We start from the raw sequence: 21,374 nt of genomic DNA on the forward strand, positions 1-21,374 counted from the left end.
GCGGGGGGGGCCGGCTTGTCTGGGGGGCCCCCCCGGGGCCGTGCGGGGCACAGCAGCCGCGGCCCAGCGCCAGGACCCAGTCCCTCGACCCCCCACCCCTTACCCCCGCAGAACCGCCCGGCAGTCCCCCCAAGCCCCCTCCCCCAGCAACGGCCGCATCCGGGTGAACAGGGCCAGTAGCTCCCGTCCGTACCGCGCCCGGAAGTCCTCGTCCTGCGTGGCGATGTCGAGTTCGTTCGCGGCCGTCAGCTCCGCGAAGTCCCGTAGGCGGCTGGACGGCAGCACCCGGACCACCCCCGTGAACCGGTCGTGGAACGGCCCCTCCGGCAGCCCCGGATACGTCGCCCCCCGGTCGCAGCTCGCGTAGAGGTACACCAGCGCCTCCGCCTCCGCCCCGATCGCGGCGGCGATCGCGCCCCGCCGGTCCAGCGGCAGCAGCGTCTTCGCGAAACCGTCCGTCCCGTACAGCGCATGGCAGAACCCGGCCAGTTGCAGCGCGGGTCGCGCCTGCCACCGGGCCAGCCTCAGATGCACCCGGTCCAGATGCGCGTACAAGGTCCCGCCGGGATGCGGTAGCGAGTCCGCCCCGAGATGCCGCAGCAGCGTCGCGGCACGGGTGTGGGAGGACGGCGGCGCGGCCGTCCCTTTGCGCGGCTGTACGGAGGGCACGGTGGTCCCCTTTCCGACGCGGCTCATGGGGTCGGCACCCGCCCCGCACCGCCTCCGGGTCCGGACCAGAGGCATGAGGAACGGACAGCGGGTTGCCGCCCCGGGGAGCGGCCGGCTCCCCGTTGATCGATCGTCCCAACGCCCCATCCGCTTAGTCAATCCTAAGGATTCCTCGCAACACCCCAGTGTTAGCTTGGAGTTATGACCCTTGAGGATCTGCGAGTGTTCGTGGCGGTGTGCCGCGCGGGCAGTCTGAGCGCGGTGGCCCGGCAGTTGGGGGTGACCCAGTCGGCGGTCAGCCAGCATGTGAAACGCCTGGAGCGCGAGACGGGCGTCAGCCTGCTGGAACGCCAGCCGCGCGGCGTCGCCCCGACCCGCGCCGGCCAGATCCTGGAGGCGGCGGCCTCCGAAGGACTCGCCGGACTCGATCTCGCCCTGCGCAACCTGCGTGAACTCGCCGACGGCGAGACCGGCTCCGTCCGCGTCGCCACGGGCGCCACGACCGTCCGGCACTTCATGGCCGACGCCGTCGTCGCCTTCCGCCAGCGTTACCCCGAGGCCAGCCTCGAATTCCACACGGAACCCTCCAGCCGCGCCTGCTTCGACGCCCTCGCCGACAGCGAACTCGACCTCGCCTGGGTCACCCTCGGCCCGCCCGTCCGGGGCATCGAACAGCGGGCGGTGGTCGACCTGCCCTGGGTCCTGGCCGTACGAGCCGACGACCCCCTCGCCGGCCGCCCCCACGCCCAGGTCCGCGAACTCGCCGACCTGCGCCTGATCCGGCTCCCCCCGAACTCCACCTCCGCCGCCCAACTGGACGCGGGCTGCGCGGAGTTGGGCGTCCGCTTCTCCTTCGACACCAGCGTGACCGACTGGGACACGGCCCTGTTGCTGGCCGAACTGGGCCTGGGCAGAGCGGTGGTCCCCGCCCTGCCCAGGTTGCACATCAACGGCACCGCCACCCCACCCACCGGCGACCTGCGCCTGGTCCCGCTCCCCGAACTCCGCCCCCTGACCGTCGGCTGGGCGGTCCGCCGCTGGTCGGCCCTGTCGCCCCTGGCCAGAGCGTTCGCGGAAACGGTCGCGGTGTGAGTCGTCCGGTACGGGTCTGTCAGCGCCCCGCGAGGCCGAGGAACCGGTCCCAGGCGTCGGCGGAGAGCGCGAGCTGGGGGCCGGTGGGGTTCTTGGAGTCGCGGATGTGGATGGTGTGGGGGCAGGTGGCGACCTCGACGCATTCGCCGCCCGCGCCGCTGCTGTAGCTGGACTTGCGCCAGGTGTAGGAGGCTTCGACACAGTCGCCGCCTTCACCACTGCTGTAGCTGGACTTGAACCAGGTCCGTGCCTCGGTGGTCATAGCTCCTCCAGCTTCTATGCGATCAGTGCTCGTGATGCCTTGCGCTGAGGGTGAGGAACCGGTCCCAGGCGTTGGCGGAGAGCGCGAGCTGGGGGCCGGTGGGGTTCTTGGAGTCGCGGATGCGGATGGTGTGGGGGCAGGTGGCGACCTCTACGCAATCGCCGCCAGAGCCGTCGCTGTAGCTGGACTTGAACCAGGTCCGTCCCTCGGTGCTCATAGCTCCTCCAGCTTCTTCTTGATCAGTGCTTCTGACTCCAGAGGGTTCAGAGCCATAGCCCGCATGATCCCATAGCGGTCGGCGATCTTCCGGACCTCATTCCGGTCGGTGATCAGCTGAGGGAATGCCTGTGCCTCGGTGTACGCCACCTGCCCATGCTCCTTGGGAGTCAGCAGGTTGAAGGCGCTGCTCAGATTGGGATGAGCCTCAATGCACGTGGGCAGCACCTGAATCTCGACATTCCGCATGCTCCCCATGTGCAGCAAGTGCCGCAACTGCCCAGCGAAGACCTCCCGTCCGCCGATCGGCCGGTCGAGAATGACCTCTTCGAGCACGTAGCTGACAATCGGGACAGGCCAGCCTTCGAACAACTGCTGTCGGGAGAGCCGGTCGGCGATGCGCTTCTCGATGGTCCCCTCGTCGTAGAGCGGACGCCAGTGAGTGAAGACCGCGCGCGCATAGCCCTCGGTCTGGAGCAGCCCTTGCACCACCTGGTTGCTGTAGTGGTGCAGCTCAACCGACTGAGCCTCCAGCGTGGCATAGCTCCGGTACCACTCCGGATGCCGAAGCCGAGCCTTCTTGATCGCCTGATGGACGTCCGGAATCATCTTCTTCAGCAGGCCGTTGGCGTCGAGGAGCTTGTCCGCCAACTCCAGCAGTTCCGGGCGCGGCACCCGCACCCCGCGCTCCATCGCGCCGATCGCGTCCGGCCCGTAGCTGACCAGGTCGCCGAACTGCTTCTGCGTCAGGCCCTTCCGCTCCCGCAGCAGTTTCAGTACGGTGCCCACCGCCACGAACAGCGCGGCCGACTCCGCGACCTCCAGTGGCAATTCCACCCGCTCCGTCATGTGCCCGTCCTCACGTCGTTGTGGTCACGGCCGACCGGCCGACAAAGGGCACGCCGCATCCGTACGGAACACGGCAGTCGCCCCGCCTCCCCTGGTCAGGGTAGATACACGCGGACACGCTGAGTCACATGAACCCCGAAATCTCCACCCCCCAATTTTCCTGCTACTTCAGCGCCACCCCCCTCGGCGCCCGCACCGCGCGAAACATCACGGAACGTCAGGTCGCTGAGTGGGGGCACCCACGCGGCAGCGAGGCCAACGAGACCGCCAAGCAGGTCGTCGCCGAACTCGCCTCCAACGCGGTTACTCACGGTCGCGTTCGGGGCCGAGGATGCAATCTGCGCCTCCTGCTCCCCTCGGCGGACATCCTCCGGATCGAGGTGAGCGACCCCCGGGGCGAACGCCAACTCCGTTACGTCATCGACCCGGACGCGGAGCACGGCCGTGGCCTGATCCTCGTCACGCTGCTCAGCCTCGCGTGGGGCGTCGCGGACCGGCAGATCGGCAAGACGGTGTGGGCGGAGATCTCCCTCAAGGAACCGGGCCGCAACCGTCGCTAGCGGCGAGGGCGTCCCGCGATCAGAAACGCGTGCGGCTTCGCCTCGCGGACCGTACGGGAGTGGGTCACGAACCCCGTCTCCTCCAGTGGCGCCGCCTTCCGCGCGGGTCGGCGCCGCCGGAAATCGACAGGGCCGGAAGCCGGATCAATCCCGTGCCCGTCCGTCTTCCGGCAGGTAGAAGTAGACGGTTCCCGAACGCCACGGGCCGTGTTCGGTCACCTCGGACTCGATCACCACGTCTTGGATCTCCACAGGGCCCAGAGCCTCGATGGCATCGGCCAGCCGTCGCAAGAGGGCCGGAACGCTGTCGCACCCCGGGCCGACGGGGTTGGCCTGCGAGAAATGGCGCACGGTCCAATGCTCCGGAGGATCAATCATGGGCTGATCGTAAAACCGCTGCGGTCAGCCGTGGTCAGCCGTGGTCAGCCGACGGACCGGGGGCCGGGCGACCCCCATCCCGCGTGGCCGGGATCGTGATGGATCGGACAAGCCCTGGGCGCCCCCACCGACAGACCCCCGGCGACCCCGTACGGATCAAGCCACCCCCACCAGCCGCAGCAGCGCCGTCGCCCCCGCCGCCCCCAGCACCACCCCCACGAACGGCACCCCCCGCCACGCCAGCACACCCCCGACCAGCACCCCCGCCGGACGCGCCCAGCCCGCGAAACCGCCGCCCTCCGTCAGCGCGCCCGTCGCCAGCAGTGCCACCAGCAGCACCACCGCCCCGGCCGCCAGCAGCCCCCGTACCCGATCCGGCAGCTCGACCCGCCCGTGCAGCAGCGGCCCGACCAGCCGGAAGGCATACGTGCCCACCGCCAGCGCCAGGATCATCACCACCGTCGCGTTCACGCCCGCGCCACCTCCCGCCGCCGTCCGTACAGCGCCAGCCCGGCCAGCGCCAGCAGCACCGGCAGGCCCGACGGCACCAGCGGCGTCACCGCCAGCGCCACCCCCGCGCCGACCAGCGCGGCCCGCCGCACCGCCGCGTCCTTGCGCAGCGTGGGCAGCACGAGGGCCACCAGTACGGCGGGGAAGGCCGCGTCGAGGCCGTAGCGCGCGGTGTCGCCGAGCGCGCCGCCCGCCAGCGCCCCGGCCAGGACCCCGAGATTCCACACCACGAACAGACCGATACCGGAGATCCAGAACGCGGCCCGGCGCCGCCGGGGATCCTCCTGCGCGAGCGCGAAGGCGACCGTCTCGTCCGTCACCAGATGCGCCCCCAGCAGCCGCGCCACCCGCCCGCGCCCCAGCACATCCGCCACGGCGAGGCCGAAGGCGACCGTACGGGTGTTGAGCAGCAGGCCGGTCGCCGCGGCGGCCACCGGGCCACCGCCCGCCAGCAGCACCCCGACCGCGCTGAACTGGGCCGATCCCGCGTACACCAGCACCGACATCAGTACCGGCACCCAGACCGGCAGCCCGCCCGCCACGGAGATCGCCCCGAACGACACCCCGACGACCCCACTGGCCAGCCAGACCAGCGAGGCGTCCCGGAGCAGATCCCTGGGTGTTCGGAGTAGCGAACGCATGTTTTCTACAGTGAACGGAAGAGGTAGTGTTCGTCAAGGCGAACAAAATGTCCGACCTGGCGAACGGAATCCGCGATGGACAGCACCCCCCCACCCCGACTCCCCCTCGACTGGATCGCCGGCGCCCTGCGCCGCGAGCGCACCCGCGCCGGGCTCTCCCTCTCCGAACTGGCCAAACGGGCCGGAATCGCCAAATCCACGCTGAGCCAGCTGGAGGCGGCGGCCGGGAATCCCAGCATGGAGACCATCTGGGCGCTGGCGGTGGCGCTCGGCGTGCCGTTCAGCGCGCTGGTGGAGCCGCCCGCCCCGGCCGTCCGGGTGATCCGGGCCGGACAGGGCCCCGCGGTCCGCTCCGGGCAGACCGGCTACTCGGCCGCGCTGCTCTCCGCGAGCCCGCCCGGCGCCCGGCGCGATGTATACGACGTACAGATCGAACCCGGCCCGGCACATGAATCGGAGCCGCATATTCCGGGAACGGTGGAGCATCTCGTGGTGGCGGCCGGACGGGTGAAAGCCGGGCCGCGCGGCGCCGAGGAAGAACTGGACGCCGGGGACTACATGACCTATCGCGGGGATGTCGCCCATTCGTACCGGGGGCTGGTGCCGGGCACGCGGTTCGTCCTGATCATGCAGCACGTGTGAGGGTCGGCCCGGGGGCAATTCCCGAAGAATTCATCTCACCGGGTTCGGAGGTATCGCCGGGCTCGGGGGGAGAAAGGGGCAGGAGCCCCGGCGCCTTACGGCGTGGGGCTCCTTGGGTACTGCGCTCGATCCTGGATCCGAGGAAATCAGACCGGTCAGACCGGGGTGACGTTCTCCGCCTGCGGGCCCTTCGGGCCCTGAGTGACGTCGAAAGACACCTGCTGGTTCTCCTCAAGGGAGCGGAAGCCGCTCGCGTTGATCGCGGAGTAGTGGACGAAGACGTCGGGGCCGCCGCCTTCTTGGGCGATGAAACCAAAGCCCTTTTCGGCGTTGAACCACTTCACGGTTCCGGTAGCCATAAGCCCTCCTTGGGCCCAAAGGGTTGCCCTGCTCCAGAACCAGCAAGTGTGAAGATGTAATTCTGCACAACTGCCCTAAGTCCAAGAACGACGAGAGCCCGCGGTCACATGCTCCGCAGGCTCTGTACTGCAAGGGAAACCAAACTGCAACTTGCGGCGAGCCTAGCACGCACGCGACGGAATGCAATAGAGGTCAAGATCACGCCACTGGGGTGTTTGAACGACCGTACGAGCGGTGCTGGCGGCGACGCCCCACCGGGAAGGGCCGCACCCGGTATCGCACCACCCAGGGTCTAGCCTCGCCGTGTGGACAATTCTCGCATCCGGCCGCGCGTCGGCCACATCCAGTTCCTGAACTGCCTGCCCCTGTACTGGGGGCTCGCGCGAACCGGAACCCTCCTCGACTTCGACCTGACGAAGGACACTCCGGAGAAGCTCAGCGAGCGACTGGTCCGCGGTGATCTCGACATCGGCCCCATCCCCGTCGCGGAGTTCCTGAAGAACGCCGACGACCTGGTGGTCTTCCCCGACATCGCGGTCGGCTGCGACGGCCCCGTCATGTCCTGTGTGATCGTCTCCCAGGTCCCGCTGGACCGGCTCGACGGTGCCCGGGTCGCCCTCGGCTCCACCTCCCGCACCTCGGTGCGGCTGGCCCGGCTGCTGCTGGCGGAGCGCTACGGCGTACAGCCCGACTACTACACCTGCCCGCCCGACCTCAGCGTGATGATGCAGGAGGCCGACGCCGCCGTCATCATCGGTGACGCGGCGCTGCGGGCCAATCTCCACGACGGGCCCCGCTACGGCCTCGACGTGCACGACCTGGGCTCGCTCTGGAAGGAGTGGACCGGGCTGCCGTTCGTCTTCGCGGTGTGGGCCGCCCGCCGCGACTACCTGGAGCGCGAGCCCGAGCTGACCCGGCAGGTGCACCAGGCGTTCCTGTCCTCGCTGGAGCTGTCCCGGCAGGAGGTCGCCAAGGTCGCCGAGCAGGCGGCCCGCTGGGAGGAGTTCGACGAGCAGGTCCTGGAGCGGTACTTCACCACCCTCGACTTCCACTTCGGCGCGCCGCAGCTGGCGGCGGTGGAGGAGTTCGCCCGCCTGGCCGGTCCGGCGGCCGGTTTCCCGTCGGACGTACGGGTGGAACTGCTGCGCCCCTGAGGTCCCGGCCATGGGTGTCCCGGGCAGGTTTGCTGCTTATACGCTTCCGGGCAGCAGGCGCGTACCGGCAGGCACCACAGGGGACCGGCCCACGGGGATCGCCCCACGGGGGGCCGGGCCCGCAGGGGATCGGGCACACAGGGGGATGAGGCCGCCATGCAGCCGCTCGGAGCCGATGAACCGTCCGTCGTGGGCCCCTACCGGCTGCTCGGCCGGCTGGGGTCCGGCGGCATGGGCCGGGTCTATCTCGGCCGCAGCGCGGGCGGCCGTACCGTCGCCGTGAAGATCGTCCATCCGCACTTCGCGCTGGACGAGGAGTTCCGCGAGCGCTTCCGCCGCGAGATCGCCGCCGCCCGGCGGGTCGGCGGCGCGTGGACCGCGCCCGTCCTGGACGCCGACCCCGAGGCGCCGGTGCCCTGGGTGGCCACGGCGTACGCGGCCGGACCCTCGCTGACCACGGCGATATCCGACGGCGGCCCGCTGCCCACGCACTCGGTACGCACCCTCGGCGCGGGCCTCGCCGAGGCGCTGAGCGCCGTCCACGAACTGGGCCTGGTGCACCGGGACGTCAAACCCTCCAACGTGCTGCTGACCCTCGACGGCCCCCTCCTCATCGACTTCGGCATCGCCCGCGCCATCGACGGCACCGCGTCCCTCACCTCCACCGGCGTCTCCGTCGGCTCCCCGGGCTATATGTCCCCGGAGCAGATCCTCGGCAAGGGGATCACCGGCGCGGCCGATGTCTTCTCGCTGGGCGCGGTACTGGCGTTCGCGGCGACCGGGGAGCCGCCCTTCCCCGGGGACACCACGGCGGCCCTGCTCTACAAGGTCGTGCACGAGGAGCCGCACCTGACCGGCCTCGACGGCGCCCTGCGCGACCTGGTCGCCGCGTGCCTGCGCAAGGACCCGGCGGCCCGTCCCGCCCCCGCCGAGATCGCCGCCCGGCTGGCCCCCGAGGGCGCGGCCCGGCTGGTCGCGGGCGGCTGGCTGCCGGGACCGCTGGTGGAACAGGTGAGCCGGGGCGCCGTACGCCTGCTGAATCTGGAGGCGGCGCAGGACGCGGTGCCGTCCGGGCCGGTGGGGTTCAGCAGGCCGGCGGTGGGGGAGTTCGGGCCGCCGCCCGTGATGGGGGCGGCCGAGCCGAGAGATGCCGTACCGGGGCCGACGGATGCCGTACGGGTCCCGGAGCCGGAGCCGAGGGATGCCACGCCCGTGCCGGAACCGGGCACGGGCGGCGGTGCCGGCCGCATATCCGTCTCCGTGGCGGCGACCACCACCGGGGGCGGGGTGTCCGGGCGGCGCCGGGGGCTCAGCTGCACGGTGGCGCTGGGGGTGGCCGCGGCGCTGGCGGCGGTGACCGTCGGCTCGGTCTTCGTCCTCGACCTGCTGCCGGGTGGCATCGACCTGGGACCCTCGACCGGTACCGACAGCGGCCAGGCGTCGCCCTCCCCGAGCGCCGGGTCGACGGAGGCCGACAGCGAGGCCATGGACCGGGTCCCCGCGTCCTACCTGGGCACCTGGGAAGGCGCGGGCGCGGGCCTGGACGGGGCCGTCCCCATGGGGACCTTCCGTCTCGTCGTCGAGCAGGCCGAGATCGGCGAACGGCTGGGCGAGGTCAGCAACACCGACCCCCTCGGCGGTGTCTGCGTCGACGAACTCAGCCTGAAGAGCGCCGCGCGGAACGAGGTGGTGGCGGAGGCCAAGGGCGTCGACGGCAACCCGGCCACCTGCTCCCAGACCCCGCACATGGTCACCCTCACCCCGGTCGGCGACGACCTCACGTACTCCTCCGACAGCACCGACTCCGGCGAGCCGACGGCCCGGCTGACGAAGGTCGAGTAACCGTGGCGATCACGGTCGTGTCCGCGCTGCTGTGGGGTGCCGTCACCGGCGCGCTGCTGCCCCGGGCGGCGTACCGCCTCTCCGTCCCCCCGGCGGAGCCATGGCGGGACGCCTGCCCCCAGGGCCACCCGCTCCCCGGCTGGCTGGGCCGCGCGACCTGCCCCCACTGCCCTACGCCGTACGCCCCCTCCGCCCTGCTCCCGGCCATGGTGACGGCCCTGCTGTGCGGGGGCGCGGCGCTGGCGACGGGCCTCCGCCCGGAGTTGGCGGTCTGGCTGCTGGTCCTCCCGCCCGGCGTGCTCCTCGCGCTCGTGGACCGGCGCGTCCACCGCCTCCCGGACGTCCTCACCCTCCCCCTGGCGGCGGCCGTCCCGGCGCTGCTGGGCCTCGCCGCGCTGTTCCCCGCCCACGCGGGCGACTGGCCGACCGCCCTGCTCGGCGCCGCCGCGCTGGCCACCGGTTTTCTGGTCCTCCACCTCATCAACCCCTCCGGCATGGGCTTCGGCGACGTGAAACTGTCCCTCGTCGCGGGCGCGGCCCTGGGCTGGTACGGCTGGCCGACGGTCCTGTTCGGCACGTTCGCGGGGTTCACGGGCGGCGCGGTGTACGCGGGCGCGCTGATCGCCGTACGACGGGCGGGGCGGGGGACGGCGATCGCGTTCGGGCCGTTCCTGCTCGCCGGGGCGTACGCGGGGGTTGTGGTGGGCGCCGCGGGCTGACGGCATCGGGGCGCGGGGGCGGGGCGGGCTGACGGCGTCGGGGCGCGGGGGGCGTGGCGGGCGCCGCGGGCTGACGGCGTCGGGGAAAATCCGCTGACGTAGGCTGGTTCAGTCCGTCCAGACCTGGGACAAAGTCCCTGACCCTTGACGAAAGGGACGCTTCGGTGAGCGAGCAGGCCGACCTCATGCCGTTCGATGTCACAGCCGTCCTCGACCGGGCCGCCGAGGGCGGGCGGATCACGCCGGAGGAGGCGCTCGTCCTGTACCGGGACGCCCCGCTCCACGCGCTGGGCGCCGCCGCCGACGCCGTACGCCGCCGCCGGTACGCCGGGGTCGAGCACATCGCGACGTACATCATCGAGCGGAACATCAACTACACCAACGTCTGTGTGACGGCGTGCAAGTTCTGCGCCTTCTACGCCCCGCCGACGGCCAAGGACAAGGGCTGGACCCGCGACCTGGACGACATCCTGCGGCGCTGCGCCGAGACGGTCGAACTGGGCGGCACCCAGATCATGTTCCAGGGCGGGCACCACCCGGACTACGGCGTGGAGTACTACGAGGAGCACTTCGCGGCGATCAAGAAGGAGTTCCCGCAGCTCGTCATCCACAGCCTGGGCGCCAGCGAGGTCGAGCACATGGCCCGGATCTCCAAGGTCGGCGTGGAGGAGGCCATTCAGCGCATCCACTCCGCCGGGCTCGACTCCTTCGCCGGAGCCGGTGCCGAACTGCTCCCCGAGCGGCCCCGCAAGGCCATCGCCCCGCTCAAGGAGAGCGGCGAGCGCTGGCTGGAGATCATGGAGACCGCCCATGGGCTGGGCGTCGAGTCCACCTCCACCATGCTGATGGGCACGGGCGAGACCAACGCCGAGCGCATCGAGCATCTGCGGATGATCCGTGACGTACAGGACCGGACGGGCGGCTTCCGCGCCTTCATCCCGTACCTCTACCAGCCCCAGAACAACCACCTCAAGGGCCGCACCCAGGCGACCATCTTCGAGTACCTGCGGATGATCGCCATCGCCCGGCTCTTCTTCGACAACGTGGCCCACATCCAGGGCTCCTGGCTCACCACCGGCAAGGACGCGGGTCAGCTCACCCTGCACTACGGCGCCGACGACCTCGGCTCGATCATGCTGGAGGAGAACGTCGTCTCGGCGGCCGGTGCCAAGCACCGCTCCAACCTGCTGGAGATGATCGAGATGATCCGTGGCGCCGACCGGGTCCCGGCCCAGCGCGCCACCACGTACGAGCACCTCGTCGTGCACGACGACCCGGCGGACGACCCGGTCGACGCGCGCGTGATGTCCCACATCTCCTCCACGGCGATCGAGGGCGGCACGGCTCACCCCGAGCTGAAGCTCCTCGCCTCCAGCTGACGACCCGGAGCCGCTGCCGTGCTGACGATCCACGCCGACGGGCGGGGCCACGCTTTCGCGGTGCGCGGGGAGTGGATCACGGCGGTGGGGCCGGTGGCCGAACTGGTGGCCGGTCACCCCGGCGCCCGCGTGCGCGAATGGCCCGGCATGCTCACCCCGGGCCTCATGAACCTCTACGGCCCCGAACTGCTCGACCACGCCTACCACCCCGACCCGCGCGAGGCCGCCGACCTGGGCACCGAGCCCCTCACCGGCGACGCCCTGGCCGCCCTCCCGATGGACGACACACGGTGGGGCGCGAGCGCCCGGCGCGGAGTCCAGCGGATGCTCGCGCACGGGACGGTGGCCGTGGCCGGGGCGCCGACCCGCCCGTCCGTGGAGGCCGCCGTACGGCGCTCCGGGATGGGGGTGGTGGGGCGGCTCGGCGCCCCCGAGGGACCGCCCTCCCTGGACCCCTTCGCCTGTCCGCTGCCGGTGGAGTTCCCCCCGGAGCGCGAGCCCGGCTCCGCCGCCCGCTTCGCCGTCTTCGACGTACGGGATGCGGGCGAGCTGGCGGAGAGGGGCGCGGGCACGTGCGTGGCGACGGTGGTGGCGGGGCGGATCGTGTATCGGCGGCGGTAGCGCGCATCGGGGGTGGGGTGGGGCGGGCCTCCCGACCTGTTGGCGGGCGCCGCGGGGCGGCCCGGCGCGGCCGGGGCCGCGGCGCGGCATTTGCCGGGCCGCGGGCAACCCCCCGACCAACCCCCACCGGCCCGCACCCGGCCTGCCGCCTTTACCCCCCGAGTTACCCCCCCCCGAGTTACCCCCCGAACGCCTCCCCGAACGCCCCCTCCTCCTGCTCCACCCCACTGCACTCCGTCGTCTGCCCCTCCGCACACGCCCGGTCCCGGTACGCCGCCCACATCGACACCCACCCGATGCCCTTCTCCTCGGCGAAGGCCCGTACCTGCCCGGCGTCCTCGACGGTGAACGTCTCGCCCTCGACGTCGTTCACGCCGATCATCGAGGTCAGGGCCATGCCCCGCCACGCCTCGGCCTCGCTCCACCCCAGCGCCTCCATCAACTGCGCGTGCGCCGCACCGGCCGCCTCGACGGCGTAGTCGCCCATGTCGCCGCCGAGGGACTCCGCGTAGTTCATGGTCATGAGATTGACCGTGCCGACCTCCACCCCGTGGTCCCCGGCGGACGCCAGCAGGTTCAGGCCGCCCTCATCGAGCCCGGAGGGCATCACGGGAAGGGTGTACGACACCTCCAGACCGGCCCGCTCCTCCTGGAGCAGCGCGATCGCCTCGTTGCGCAGCCCGACCGACCCGGTGTCGCCGAGGTCGTCGCCCTCGATGTCGAAGTCGGCCTTGGTCGCGTCGACCGCGTCCAGCGCCTCGCCGTACGCCCGCGCCAGCTCCCGCGCGCTGCCGCAGACGGACGCCAGTTCATCGCCGTCCGCCCCGCCGAAGGAGACCCGGACATCGGCGCCGGAGCCGGTGAGCATCGAGACGCGGGTCGGTATCGCCGCGTCGTCGATCGCCACCACCCCGTCCCACATCGGCGTGCACCCCTCGCCGTCGGAGAGGACGAAGGCCAGGTTGTACGACTGCGGCGACCCGGCCCCGTCGACCAGCGAGGGGGTCGTGGCGATCACGTAGGGGGCGTACGCGGTGCCGTCGGCGGCGGCGGACGGCTTCGCGGCGGACGCCGGGTCCGTGCCCTCGCCCTTGCTCTCCGCCTCGCCGGAGCATCCCGTGAGCGCCAGCACCAGGCCCAGCCCGGCCGCCGGCTTCAGCAGAGCCCTCATCGCACACCTATTCGCTTTCGTTGTCACGGCAGATGGGGGACAAGGTATGTCGTCGTGTTCGGCGAGGTGGCCGAAAGCCCGCTTTTCTCGATCGACTTCACGCGGAGCCGGGACGGGCCCGTGCGGCGGCGGCTGCAAGAATGGATCCGTGACCCGCGCCTCCCTGAGCAAGCAGCCGCACGAAGTCGCCTCGATGTTCGACGCCGTGGCGAGACGGTACGACCTGACCAACGACGTGGTGTCGCTCGGCCAGGACCGGGTGTGGCGCAAGGAGGTGTCGAAGGCCGTCGACGCCCGGCCCGCGCAGAAGGTGCTGGACCTGGCCGCCGGTACGGCGACCTCGTCGCTGCCGTTCACGCGTGCGGGCGCGTACGTCGTGCCGTGCGACTTCTCGCTCGGGATGCTCCAGGTCGGCAAGGAGCGGCACTCCTGGATGCCGTTCACGGCGGGGGACGCGACGCGGCTGCCGTTCCGGGACGAGGTCTTCGACGCGGTGACGATCTCGTTCGGGCTGCGCAATGTGCAGGACGTCGACGCCGCGCTGCGCGAGATGTACCGGGTCACCCGGCCCGGTGGACGCGTGGTGATCTGCGAGTTCTCCCAGCCGACGTGGGCGCCCTTCCGGACCGTCTACTCCGGGTATCTGATGCGCGCGCTGCCGCCGGTGGCCCGCACGGTGTGCTCCAACCCGGACGCGTACGTCTATCTCGCCGAGTCGATCCGCGCCTGGCCCGACCAGCCCGCACTGGCCGAGCGGCTCCAGGCGGCGGGCTGGTCGAAGGTGGCGTGGCGGAATCTGACGGGGGGCGTGGTGGCGCTGCACCGGGGGTTCAAGGCGGTGGACTGACGGCGCTGTCCGGGGTGGGGTGGGCCGAGGGGCCTGGCCGGTGGGCTGACGGTCCTGGCCGGTGGACTGACGGCCACGTCCGGTGGGCTGACGGCCACGTCCGCGGCCGTCGCCGCCGCTTCTCAGTGCATCGGCTCGAAGGCGTCCCCGGGTGCGTCCAGTTCCCGTTGCATTCCGCCGCTCGGCGGCCTCGGCACCCTGGGCTCGCGCACTCCCGCGCCGCCCCCGCCCGCTCCCTCGTCCAGGTCGAACCACACGGTGACCACCGCGCCGCGCGGCACCTCCACGCCGGGCGGCGGGTACTGCCGTACGACATAGTCCACGACGGTGAGATGGAAATCGGGTCGGTCGGGCGCGGCGAGCAGGATTCCGTGCGTCTCGGCGGCCTCGCGGGCGTCCACGGCCATCAGTCCGACGAGCTTCGGCACGCGCACTTCGGGTGTTTTGGGTGGTATGCGCACAGATGTCACCCCCTGCGGTACTGGCAGGGTAACCGCCCGGGGGTGTCGTCCGGAAGCGTCAAGTGTCTTTCCGTAGCCGATTACTACTCTCGGTAGCTCTCCGGTATGAGGGCGGTCAGAGGTCGAGCCGGTAGCAGTGACCCTTCTGCTGGGTGGCCGGGGTCAGATAGGTCTCGGCGAGACGCATGCCGAGCCGCTGGGTCACCGCGATCGAGCGGGCGTTGCGGGCGTTGACCATGGCGACCACGCTGCTGGTGCCGGTGGCCCTCAGCCGCTCCAGGGTCAGCCGCGCGGCGGCCGTGACATACCCCTTGCCCCAGTGCTCCCGGCCCAGCCGCCAGCCGATCTCGATCTCGCCCTGCGGACCCCACTCACCGGGCCACGGCTGGGCGCCGGTGAAGCCGAGCACCCGGTCGTGCTCGTCCAGCACGGTCCACAGGCAGAAGCCGCGCTCGGCGTCGTGGCGGCGCTGGCGTGCGGTCAGCTCCTCGTAGACGGACAACTCGGCGGACCGGCCGCCGTGGAACTCCATGACGTCCGGGTCGTCGAAGACGCGATGCCAGGCGACCGCGTCCTCGTCGGTCGGGACGCGCAGTCGTACCACGGGTGGAGCTGAGTTCACGAGGCATCCCCTTCGGCCGGTTGATCAATTCTGCTGAATAGACTGCCCATGTCCAGTGCCGGTCGGCACGCAGATTTCGAGCTTTGGGGAGATCCCGTCGTGACCGAGCCTCTGTCGGACAACACCGCCGATGTGATCGTCGTGGGCGCCGGACCGGCCGGTTCCACGACGGCGTACCACCTGGCCCGCGCCGGACTCGATGTCCTGCTGCTGGAGAAGACCGCGTTCCCGCGCGAGAAGGTGTGCGGCGACGGGCTCACCCCGCGAGCCGTGAAGCAGCTCGTCGCCATGGGCATCGACATCTCCGAGGAGGCCGGCTGGCTGCGCAACAAGGGGCTGCGCATCATCGCCGGCGGCTCCCGGCTCCAGATGGACTGGCCGGACCTGGCTGCGTACCCGAACTACGGACTCGTCCGCAAGCGCGACGACTTCGACGAGCAGCTCGCCCGGCAGGCCCAGAAGGCGGGCGCACGCCTGTACGAGCGCTGCAATGTCGGCGCCCCCGTCGTGGACGACCGCACCGGCCGGATCACCGGCGTGCACGCCAAGCTCGGCGACACGGGGGACAAGCGGGAGGTCACCTTCCACGCACCCCTGGTGGTCGCCGCCGACGGCAACTCCACGCGGCTGTCCCTGGCGATGGGCCTGCACCGCCGCGAGGACCGCCCGATGGGCATCGCGGTCCGGACGTACTTCACCTCGCCCCGCCATGACGACGACTACCTGGAGTCCTGGCTGGAGCTGTGGGACCGCCGCGGCGCCCAGGACCGGCTGCTCCCCGGCTACGGCTGGATCTTCGGCATGGGCGACGGCACGTCCAACGTCGGTCTCGGGGTCCTGAACACCTCCTCCTCCTTCAAGGAACTGGACTGGCGCGAGGTGCTCAAGGCGTGGTGCGCGTCCACGCCGGAGGAGTGGGGCTACACCCCGGAGAACATGACCGGCCCGATCCGCGGTGCCGCCCTGCCCATGGCCTTCAACCGCCAGCCGCACTACACGCGCGGGCTGCTGCTGGTCGGCGACGCCGGCGGCATGGTGAACCCCTTCAACGGCGAGGGCATCGCCTACGCCATGGAGTCCGGCCAGATCGCCGCCGACATCGTCGTCCAGGCGTTCGCCCGCGCGACCCCGGCCCAGCGTGAGATCGCGCTGAGGCGCTATCCCCAGGTCCTGAAGGACACCTACGGCGGCTACTACACGCTGGGCCGCGCCTTCGTGAAGCTGATCGGCAACCCGAAGATCATGAAGCTCGCGGCGGAGCGGGGGCTGACGCATCCGCTCCTGATGAAGTTCACGCTGAAGCTGCTCGCCAACCTCACCGATCCGACGGGCGGGGACGCCATGGACCGGATCATCAATGGGCTGAGCAAGGTGGCGCCGAGGGCGTGACGTCCTCCGGGGCCCCGGGGAGGGCCGGGGGGCTTGGCGCGTCAGGACATCAGGCCGTCAGGCCGTCAGGGAGCGTTCCTTGGCGGCCCGGCGGGCGTAGACGTCCTCCCGGCGGTCCGTCGCCTGCCGCAGTGCCTCCTTCCGGTCCCTTCGTGACAGCCGGTCGATATAGACCTGCCCGTTGACATGGTCGGTCTCGTGCGCGAGGCAGCGGGCGAAGTAGCCGGTGCCCTCGATCAGGAGGGGGGCGCCCTCCTTGTCGTACCCACGCACCACCGCGCGGTCCGGGCGCGGTACCTCCATGGTGGCACCCGGCACTGACAGACAGCCCTCGCCCTCCTCGATCAGGCGTCGCCCGGTCGGGTCGAGCGGTGCCAGTACGGGGTTGACGATGTGTCCGACATGTCGGACGCCGTCGTCGTCGGGGCAGTCGTAGACGAAGAGGCGCAGATCCACTCCGACCTGGTTCGCCGCGAGCCCGGCCCCCTCGGCGACGTACATGGTCAGGAACATGTCGTTGATCAGCGCGGCGAGATCCGGTCCGAACTCGGTGACGTCCCGGCACGGCTTGTGCAGCACCTCCGCACCGACCTCGGTGATCCGCCGTACCGTCCCGTGCCGGGCCTCGGGCGCGAGCCGGGGGTAGGAGCCCACGGGTCGTCCCTGAACGAAAACACTGGGCATGTCTCTTTCTCCTTCTGTTGGTTTGTCGGCTTGCTGGGTCGTTGGCCCGGCGGTCTGTTGACATGGCTGGCCGGTAACCGTCCTTTCGGCCCCGGCCGCCCGTCCGTACCCTCCCCTACTCATGACAGCAGAACACCCCCCACACCACTCCCAGGACTCCCAGGACCTTCAAGGCCCCGAGCACTCCCCGGACCCTCGGAAGCCGGGCGGCGGTTCCAGCCGCCGCCGCTTCCTGGCAGGTACCGGCGCCGCCACGGGCGTCCTCGCGCTCGGGACGACCGGCGGGATTGCCGCAGCCGCCACCCCCGCCAAGCGCGTGGCCGTCCTCGGCGGTGGCGTCTCCGGCCTGAGCGCCGCCCAGGAACTCGCCGAGCGCGGCTACCACGTCACCGTCTACGAGTACTACGACGAACTCGGCGGCAAGGCCCGCTCGATGGACGTCCCCGGCACCGCCGCCGGAGGGCGCGCACCGCTCCCCGGCGAGCACGGCTTCCGCTTCTTCCCGGGCTTCTACCGGAACCTTCCGGACACCATGCGCCGCATCCCGGTCCCCGGCAACGCCGACGGCGTCCGCGGCAATCTGCGCAGCGGCACCGAGGCCCTCTTCGCCCGCGCGGACGGCAGGCCCGACCTGCACTTCCCGTTGCGCCGCGTGACGACCCCGCCCGCCCTGGGCAGCCTCACCCCGAGCTGGATCCGCGATCAGTTGCTGTCGGTCCTGGACCTCGGCACCCGGCTGCCCGCCCATGAGGCGGCCTATTTCGTCGGCCGGGTCCTGGTCCACCTCACCAGCTGCGACGCCCGGCGCGAGGACGAGTGGGAGCGGACGGCGTGGTGGGACTTCATCCGCGCGGAGGAGATGAGCACCGAGTACCGCACCCTGCTCGGCATCGGCCAGACCCGCAACCTGGTCGCCACCCGCGCGGAGGTCGCCTCCACCCGTACCGTCGGCCGGGTCATCATCGAGGCCCTGCTGCTGTGGGGCCTGCTCGGCCGGGGCATGGACGGCCCGGACGCCGACATCGACCGCGTCCTCAACGCCCCGACCAGCGAGGCGTGGATCGACCCCTGGGAGAGCCATCTGCGCTCACTGGGGGTGGAGTTCGCCCTCGGCACCGAGGTACAGGAGATCGAGTACGCCGCCGGACGGATCACCGGCGTACGGGTCGCGGCCCGGGAGGGCGGACAGAACCGGACGATCCATGCCGATCACTACGTCTGCGCGCTGCCCGTCGAGCACGCCCGCCGGACCTGGGGACCGGCCCTGCGCTCGGCCGACCCGCAGCTCGCCCGCTGCGACGCGCTGACCACCGACTGGATGACCGGAGTGATGTTCTATCTGCGCACCCCCACCCCCGTGGTGCACGGCCACATCAACTGCCTGGACTCGCCCTGGTCGGTGACCGCGATCGGACAGGCGCAGTTCTGGGACGGCCGGGACTTCGCCCGCGACTACGGCGACGGCCGGGCCCGTGACTGCCTCTCCGCGATCATCTCCGAGTGGGACAAGCCGGGCATCCTGTACGGCAAGACGGCCCGCGAGTGCACCCGGGACGAGGTGGTCGCCGAACTCTGGGCCCAGCTCAAGGACAGCCTCAACGACTCCGGCAAGACCACCCTCACCGACGCCGACCGCCTCGGCTGGTTCATGGACCCGGCGGTGACCGGTCTGGGCGGCCCCGACCCGCAGAACCGGGAGCAGTTGCTCGTCCATCCGACAGGCACGCTCCACAACCGCCCCACGGCGCGCACCCGGGTGCCCAATTTCTTCCTCGCCGGGGACTATGTCCGCACCGACGTGGATCTCGCGTCCATGGAGGGCGCCAACGAGTCCGCCCGGCACGCCGTGAACGCCCTGCTGGACGCGGAGGGCTCGGACGCGGAGCGCTGCCGGCTGTTCGAGCTGTACCGCCCACCGGAGTTCGAGCCGCTGAAGCGGGTGGACGAGGTGCGGTATCGGCTGGGGCTGCCGAATACGTTCGATCTGGGGTGACGGGGCGGGGCGTCCCGTGCGTCCCGTGAGAAGAAGCGGCCCCGCGAGGAAGCGCCCCGAGAGGAAGCGCCCCGAGAGGAGAAGCGCCCTGGGAGGAAAGCAGGGCGGGACCGCTGCCCGGGCGGCTGCGGTCCCTTCCGCTTCTGCGTCCTGCGTCCTGCGCCTTGGGCAGGTCAGAGCACGCGTACCGCGCCCGACGCCGGGTAGCCGGAGAGGTCCTGGATGACCACGCCCTTGGACGGGTTGGCCGCGTCCAGGTACTGGCCGTCCCCGATGTACACACCGACGTGGTAGGCGGAGCCCTTGCCGCCCCAGTACAGGATGTCGCCGACCTGGAGGTTGGAGGTGCCGACCTCGGTGCCGACCATCGACTGGTCCTGCGAGACCCGCGGCAGATCCACGCCGACCTGCTTGAACGCGGCCTGCACCAGGCTGGAGCAGTCCCAGGCGCTGGGGCCGGTGGCGCCCATGACATAGGCGTCGCCGAGCTGCGCCTTGAGGAAGTCGATGACGGTCGCGACGCTGCCGCTCGCGGGGGCCGAGGCGGTCGACTCGCTGCTCGTGCCGGTGCTGGTGCTGCTGTCGGTGGACGACGACGGCGTCGAGGCCGTGGTGGTGAGCGTGGTGCGCTCGGCGTCCCGCGCGGCGCGCTCGGCGGCCTCCTTGCGGGCCTCCTCGTCGGCCTTCTTCTTGGCCTCGGCCTTCGCCTTCGCCTCCGCGAGGTCGGCCTCCGCCTGCTGGGCGGCGTCGGCCGCGGCGGCGTCGCGCTCGGCCTGGAGTTCGTAGTTCGCGGCGGCCAGCTGCGTGGCGTACGCGGACTTGGACACCTGGACGGACAGGTCGGCCGTCAGGGTGGGCAGTTCGAGGGTCTGGGTCACGGGCTCGGCGGCGTTGGCCGAGGCGGCGGAACCGACTGCCACGGTGCTGAGGATGCCACCGGCCACTCCGGCGCGCATCGCGAGCGACGAGGCGCTGCGGGGCCGGGGTTTCCGGTGGCTGCGTATGTGAGCGGTGAGGGACATGGGACTAACCGGTATCAGGGGCTCCTCCATACCTTCAAGAAACGTGTCCTGCGCCACAGTTGTTCAATCGGTGTGATGAATCCCGGGCGTGTCACTCTTTATTGACGCCGTAACGGACATTGTGGACCGGCCGTAATGCGCCTGTGATCATGGGCTTTCATTGATACGTCCGAATTGCCCCGCACCTACCACCTGTTGCGATTCTTGGCCAACACCCGTTCTCACCTCCCTCTCATCAATGTGGCGGAGGTCACGGAACGGTTACCGGTACTTGTTGCGTCCAGTAGGGGCTCGCTCTTGATCGGCCTCGGAGGTGGGCCGGGGTGGGTGGGGGGTGGGGCGGAGTCCGGCAGGTCGGCTGCCGGGTCGGGGTCGGCGTCCGGGCCGGAGGGTGGAGTGGATCGGCCTTGGTCGGCTCCCGAGTCGGCTCGCGGGTCTGCCCCCCGGTCGGTTCCTGAGTCGGCTCCCGAGTCGGACCCGGACCGCTCGTGAATGCGTGCACACGTCCACATCTCGCCCCGCACCCCCTCCGGGGTGTGAACGCGCTCCACTACCAAGACCGCCCGTCCGGCACCAATTTGCATGCAGCGGAACTCTCTTGATATTGAGACGCACCCTCTGAGCTGCCCTGACGAGCGAAGATGTCGCGATTGGTGATCGCTCGACTGCTTCCAGTGTGAAGATCACCGCTCATCCGGCTTCATGATCCTTCGTCAGGTGGTGGAGATCACAAAGCTTGTGTAATACCCCGTGTCGCAGATCACAGAGCGGCGGGCATAAGATGCGGAGCAGTTGGGCTTGTGACCTGCTTCACATGTTCTCGATCTTCGCCGGGACGAGTGGGACTCGTAGGACTGGTGGGGCGGAGTGCGGGCCCATGCACCACCGCCAGCAGTCAGTGCCGACTGAGAGGAGCGAGGAGCGGTGAACGCGTATGCGCCCATCCTCGTACTGGGAGCCCTCGGGGCAGGCTTTGCGATCTTCTCCGTGGTCATGGCCACGCTGATCGGTCCGAAGCGGTACAACCGCGCCAAGCTCGAAGCCTACGAGTGCGGTATCGAGCCGACCCCCACGCCGGCCGGCGGCGGGCGCTTCCCTATCAAGTACTACCTGACGGCGATGCTCTTCATCGTCTTCGACATCGAGATCGTCTTCCTCTACCCATGGGCCGTCACCTTCGACGCCCTGGGTGTGTTCGGGCTCGTGGAGATGCTGCTCTTCGTGCTCACCGTTTTCGTCGCCTATGCGTATGTATGGCGGCGCGGCGGCCTGGAATGGGACTGAGGGGCCT

25 protein-coding genes are annotated in these 21,374 nt (G+C 70.9%); 12 read left to right on the forward strand and 13 right to left on the reverse strand.

All coding sequences use genetic code 11. The features are described 5' to 3' along the window. Positions 1–99: 99 nt before the first annotated feature. On the reverse strand, positions 100–696 hold the full coding sequence (locus ACFXAZ_RS00385) for a DUF6817 domain-containing protein (RefSeq protein WP_384582701.1): 597 nt from the start codon (positions 694–696) through the stop codon (positions 100–102). 174 nt (positions 697–870) lie between these two features. Between ACFXAZ_RS00385 and ACFXAZ_RS00390 the strand changes: the two genes are divergently transcribed. Further along, the gene (locus ACFXAZ_RS00390; RefSeq protein WP_384582704.1) at positions 871–1,761 is read left to right on the forward strand and encodes a LysR family transcriptional regulator; all 891 of its coding nucleotides are present in this window, start codon (positions 871–873) and stop codon (positions 1,759–1,761) included. Between the two features lie 19 nt (positions 1,762–1,780). Here ACFXAZ_RS00390 and ACFXAZ_RS00395 read toward each other — a convergent pair whose 3' ends face one another. Genes ACFXAZ_RS00395 through ACFXAZ_RS00405 form a run of 3 tightly spaced genes read right to left on the reverse strand, consistent with a single transcriptional unit; the run spans position 1,781 to position 3,088 of the window. Continuing rightward, the gene (locus tag ACFXAZ_RS00395; protein ID WP_384582707.1) at positions 1,781–2,023 is read right to left on the reverse strand and encodes a DUF397 domain-containing protein; all 243 of its coding nucleotides are present in this window, start codon (positions 2,021–2,023) and stop codon (positions 1,781–1,783) included. Positions 2,024–2,045: 22 nt separating this feature from the next. Then, a complete protein-coding gene (locus ACFXAZ_RS00400; protein ID WP_384582710.1) occupies positions 2,046–2,240 on the reverse strand; it encodes a DUF397 domain-containing protein in 195 nt (64 codons plus the stop codon). Continuing rightward, entirely contained in the window at positions 2,237–3,088 is an 852-nt protein-coding gene (locus tag ACFXAZ_RS00405) for a helix-turn-helix transcriptional regulator (RefSeq protein WP_384582712.1), read from the reverse strand. Before ACFXAZ_RS00405 ends, ACFXAZ_RS00400 begins: the two co-directional genes overlap by 4 nt. A gap of 128 nt (positions 3,089–3,216) precedes the next feature. On the opposite strand from ACFXAZ_RS00405, the gene ACFXAZ_RS00410 reads away from it, so the two are divergent. Next, positions 3,217–3,648: an ATP-binding protein gene (locus ACFXAZ_RS00410; protein WP_384582715.1), complete on the forward strand. Its 432-nt coding sequence runs from the start codon at positions 3,217–3,219 to the stop codon at positions 3,646–3,648. Between the two features lie 144 nt (positions 3,649–3,792). On the opposite strand, the gene ACFXAZ_RS00415 is transcribed toward ACFXAZ_RS00410, so the two are convergent. From ACFXAZ_RS00415 to ACFXAZ_RS00425, 3 genes are all read right to left on the reverse strand, one after another. Beyond that, positions 3,793–4,026, reverse strand: coding sequence for a hypothetical protein (locus ACFXAZ_RS00415; protein WP_384582719.1), 234 nt, complete (start codon positions 4,024–4,026; stop codon positions 3,793–3,795). A gap of 156 nt (positions 4,027–4,182) precedes the next feature. Continuing rightward, positions 4,183–4,497 carry an AzlD domain-containing protein gene (locus ACFXAZ_RS00420; RefSeq protein WP_384582722.1) on the reverse strand — a complete coding sequence of 105 codons (315 nt, stop codon included), beginning with the start codon at positions 4,495–4,497 and terminating at the stop codon, positions 4,183–4,185. Next, positions 4,494–5,177, reverse strand: coding sequence for an AzlC family ABC transporter permease (locus ACFXAZ_RS00425; RefSeq protein ID WP_384582725.1), 684 nt, complete (start codon positions 5,175–5,177; stop codon positions 4,494–4,496). Before ACFXAZ_RS00425 ends, ACFXAZ_RS00420 begins: the two co-directional genes overlap by 4 nt. 75 nt (positions 5,178–5,252) lie before the next feature. On the opposite strand from ACFXAZ_RS00425, the gene ACFXAZ_RS00430 reads away from it, so the two are divergent. Further along, positions 5,253–5,819, forward strand: coding sequence for a helix-turn-helix domain-containing protein (locus tag ACFXAZ_RS00430; RefSeq protein ID WP_384582728.1), 567 nt, complete (start codon positions 5,253–5,255; stop codon positions 5,817–5,819). Between the two features lie 155 nt (positions 5,820–5,974). Here ACFXAZ_RS00430 and ACFXAZ_RS00435 read toward each other — a convergent pair whose 3' ends face one another. Then, positions 5,975–6,178, reverse strand: a complete 204-nt coding sequence (locus ACFXAZ_RS00435) for a cold-shock protein (protein WP_003992177.1) — start codon at positions 6,176–6,178, stop codon at positions 5,975–5,977. Positions 6,179–6,484: 306 nt separating this feature from the next. Between ACFXAZ_RS00435 and ACFXAZ_RS00440 the strand changes: the two genes are divergently transcribed. From ACFXAZ_RS00440 to ACFXAZ_RS00460, 5 genes are all read left to right on the forward strand, one after another. Next, entirely contained in the window at positions 6,485–7,333 is an 849-nt protein-coding gene (locus ACFXAZ_RS00440) for a menaquinone biosynthetic enzyme MqnA/MqnD family protein (RefSeq protein ID WP_384582732.1), read from the forward strand. A gap of 156 nt (positions 7,334–7,489) precedes the next feature. Next, positions 7,490–9,175, forward strand: coding sequence for a protein kinase (locus ACFXAZ_RS00445; protein WP_384582735.1), 1,686 nt, complete (start codon positions 7,490–7,492; stop codon positions 9,173–9,175). Between the two features lie 2 nt (positions 9,176–9,177). Beyond that, a complete protein-coding gene (locus tag ACFXAZ_RS00450; RefSeq protein WP_384582738.1) occupies positions 9,178–9,894 on the forward strand; it encodes a prepilin peptidase in 717 nt (238 codons plus the stop codon). A 164-nt stretch (positions 9,895–10,058) separates the two neighbouring features. After that, positions 10,059–11,273, forward strand: a complete 1,215-nt coding sequence (mqnC, locus tag ACFXAZ_RS00455; RefSeq protein WP_384582741.1) for a cyclic dehypoxanthinyl futalosine synthase — start codon at positions 10,059–10,061, stop codon at positions 11,271–11,273. A gap of 18 nt (positions 11,274–11,291) precedes the next feature. Beyond that, complete coding sequence (locus tag ACFXAZ_RS00460) at positions 11,292–11,894, forward strand: hypothetical protein (RefSeq protein ID WP_384582744.1); 603 nt, start codon at positions 11,292–11,294, stop codon at positions 11,892–11,894. Between the two features lie 178 nt (positions 11,895–12,072). Here ACFXAZ_RS00460 and ACFXAZ_RS00465 read toward each other — a convergent pair whose 3' ends face one another. After that, on the reverse strand, positions 12,073–13,065 hold the full coding sequence (locus tag ACFXAZ_RS00465) for a chitinase (protein WP_384582746.1): 993 nt from the start codon (positions 13,063–13,065) through the stop codon (positions 12,073–12,075). Positions 13,066–13,213: 148 nt separating this feature from the next. Here ACFXAZ_RS00465 and ACFXAZ_RS00470 point away from each other — a divergent pair, with 148 nt between their 5' ends. Further along, positions 13,214–13,912, forward strand: a complete 699-nt coding sequence (locus tag ACFXAZ_RS00470) for a demethylmenaquinone methyltransferase (protein WP_384582749.1) — start codon at positions 13,214–13,216, stop codon at positions 13,910–13,912. A gap of 122 nt (positions 13,913–14,034) precedes the next feature. On the opposite strand, the gene ACFXAZ_RS00475 is transcribed toward ACFXAZ_RS00470, so the two are convergent. Together ACFXAZ_RS00475 and ACFXAZ_RS00480 are read right to left on the reverse strand one after the other, a co-directional pair. Next, positions 14,035–14,346 (reverse strand): PASTA domain-containing protein, encoded by a 312-nt coding sequence (locus ACFXAZ_RS00475; protein ID WP_384582752.1) that lies wholly within the window; start codon positions 14,344–14,346, stop codon positions 14,035–14,037. Between the two features lie 142 nt (positions 14,347–14,488). Next, positions 14,489–14,995 carry a GNAT family N-acetyltransferase gene (locus ACFXAZ_RS00480; RefSeq protein ID WP_384582755.1) on the reverse strand — a complete coding sequence of 169 codons (507 nt, stop codon included), beginning with the start codon at positions 14,993–14,995 and terminating at the stop codon, positions 14,489–14,491. Positions 14,996–15,043: 48 nt separating this feature from the next. Between ACFXAZ_RS00480 and ACFXAZ_RS00485 the strand changes: the two genes are divergently transcribed. Further along, a complete protein-coding gene (locus ACFXAZ_RS00485; RefSeq protein ID WP_384582758.1) occupies positions 15,044–16,384 on the forward strand; it encodes a geranylgeranyl reductase family protein in 1,341 nt (446 codons plus the stop codon). Positions 16,385–16,441: 57 nt separating this feature from the next. On the opposite strand, the gene def is transcribed toward ACFXAZ_RS00485, so the two are convergent. Continuing rightward, positions 16,442–17,068, reverse strand: coding sequence for a peptide deformylase (def, locus tag ACFXAZ_RS00490; RefSeq protein ID WP_384582761.1), 627 nt, complete (start codon positions 17,066–17,068; stop codon positions 16,442–16,444). Positions 17,069–17,189: 121 nt separating this feature from the next. Between def and ACFXAZ_RS00495 the strand changes: the two genes are divergently transcribed. Continuing rightward, positions 17,190–19,061 (forward strand): FAD-dependent oxidoreductase, encoded by a 1,872-nt coding sequence (locus ACFXAZ_RS00495; protein ID WP_384582764.1) that lies wholly within the window; start codon positions 17,190–17,192, stop codon positions 19,059–19,061. Between the two features lie 173 nt (positions 19,062–19,234). On the opposite strand, the gene ACFXAZ_RS00500 is transcribed toward ACFXAZ_RS00495, so the two are convergent. Next, the gene (locus ACFXAZ_RS00500; RefSeq protein ID WP_384582767.1) at positions 19,235–20,113 is read right to left on the reverse strand and encodes a C40 family peptidase; all 879 of its coding nucleotides are present in this window, start codon (positions 20,111–20,113) and stop codon (positions 19,235–19,237) included. A gap of 894 nt (positions 20,114–21,007) precedes the next feature. On the opposite strand from ACFXAZ_RS00500, the gene ACFXAZ_RS00505 reads away from it, so the two are divergent. Continuing rightward, positions 21,008–21,367 carry an NADH-quinone oxidoreductase subunit A gene (locus ACFXAZ_RS00505; protein ID WP_007383963.1) on the forward strand — a complete coding sequence of 120 codons (360 nt, stop codon included), beginning with the start codon at positions 21,008–21,010 and terminating at the stop codon, positions 21,365–21,367. Positions 21,368–21,374 lie beyond the last annotated feature (7 nt).

Source organism: Streptomyces sp. NPDC059477 (assembly GCF_042749375.1).
In the GTDB taxonomy this organism is placed as follows: Bacteria; Actinomycetota; Actinomycetes; order Streptomycetales; family Streptomycetaceae; genus Streptomyces.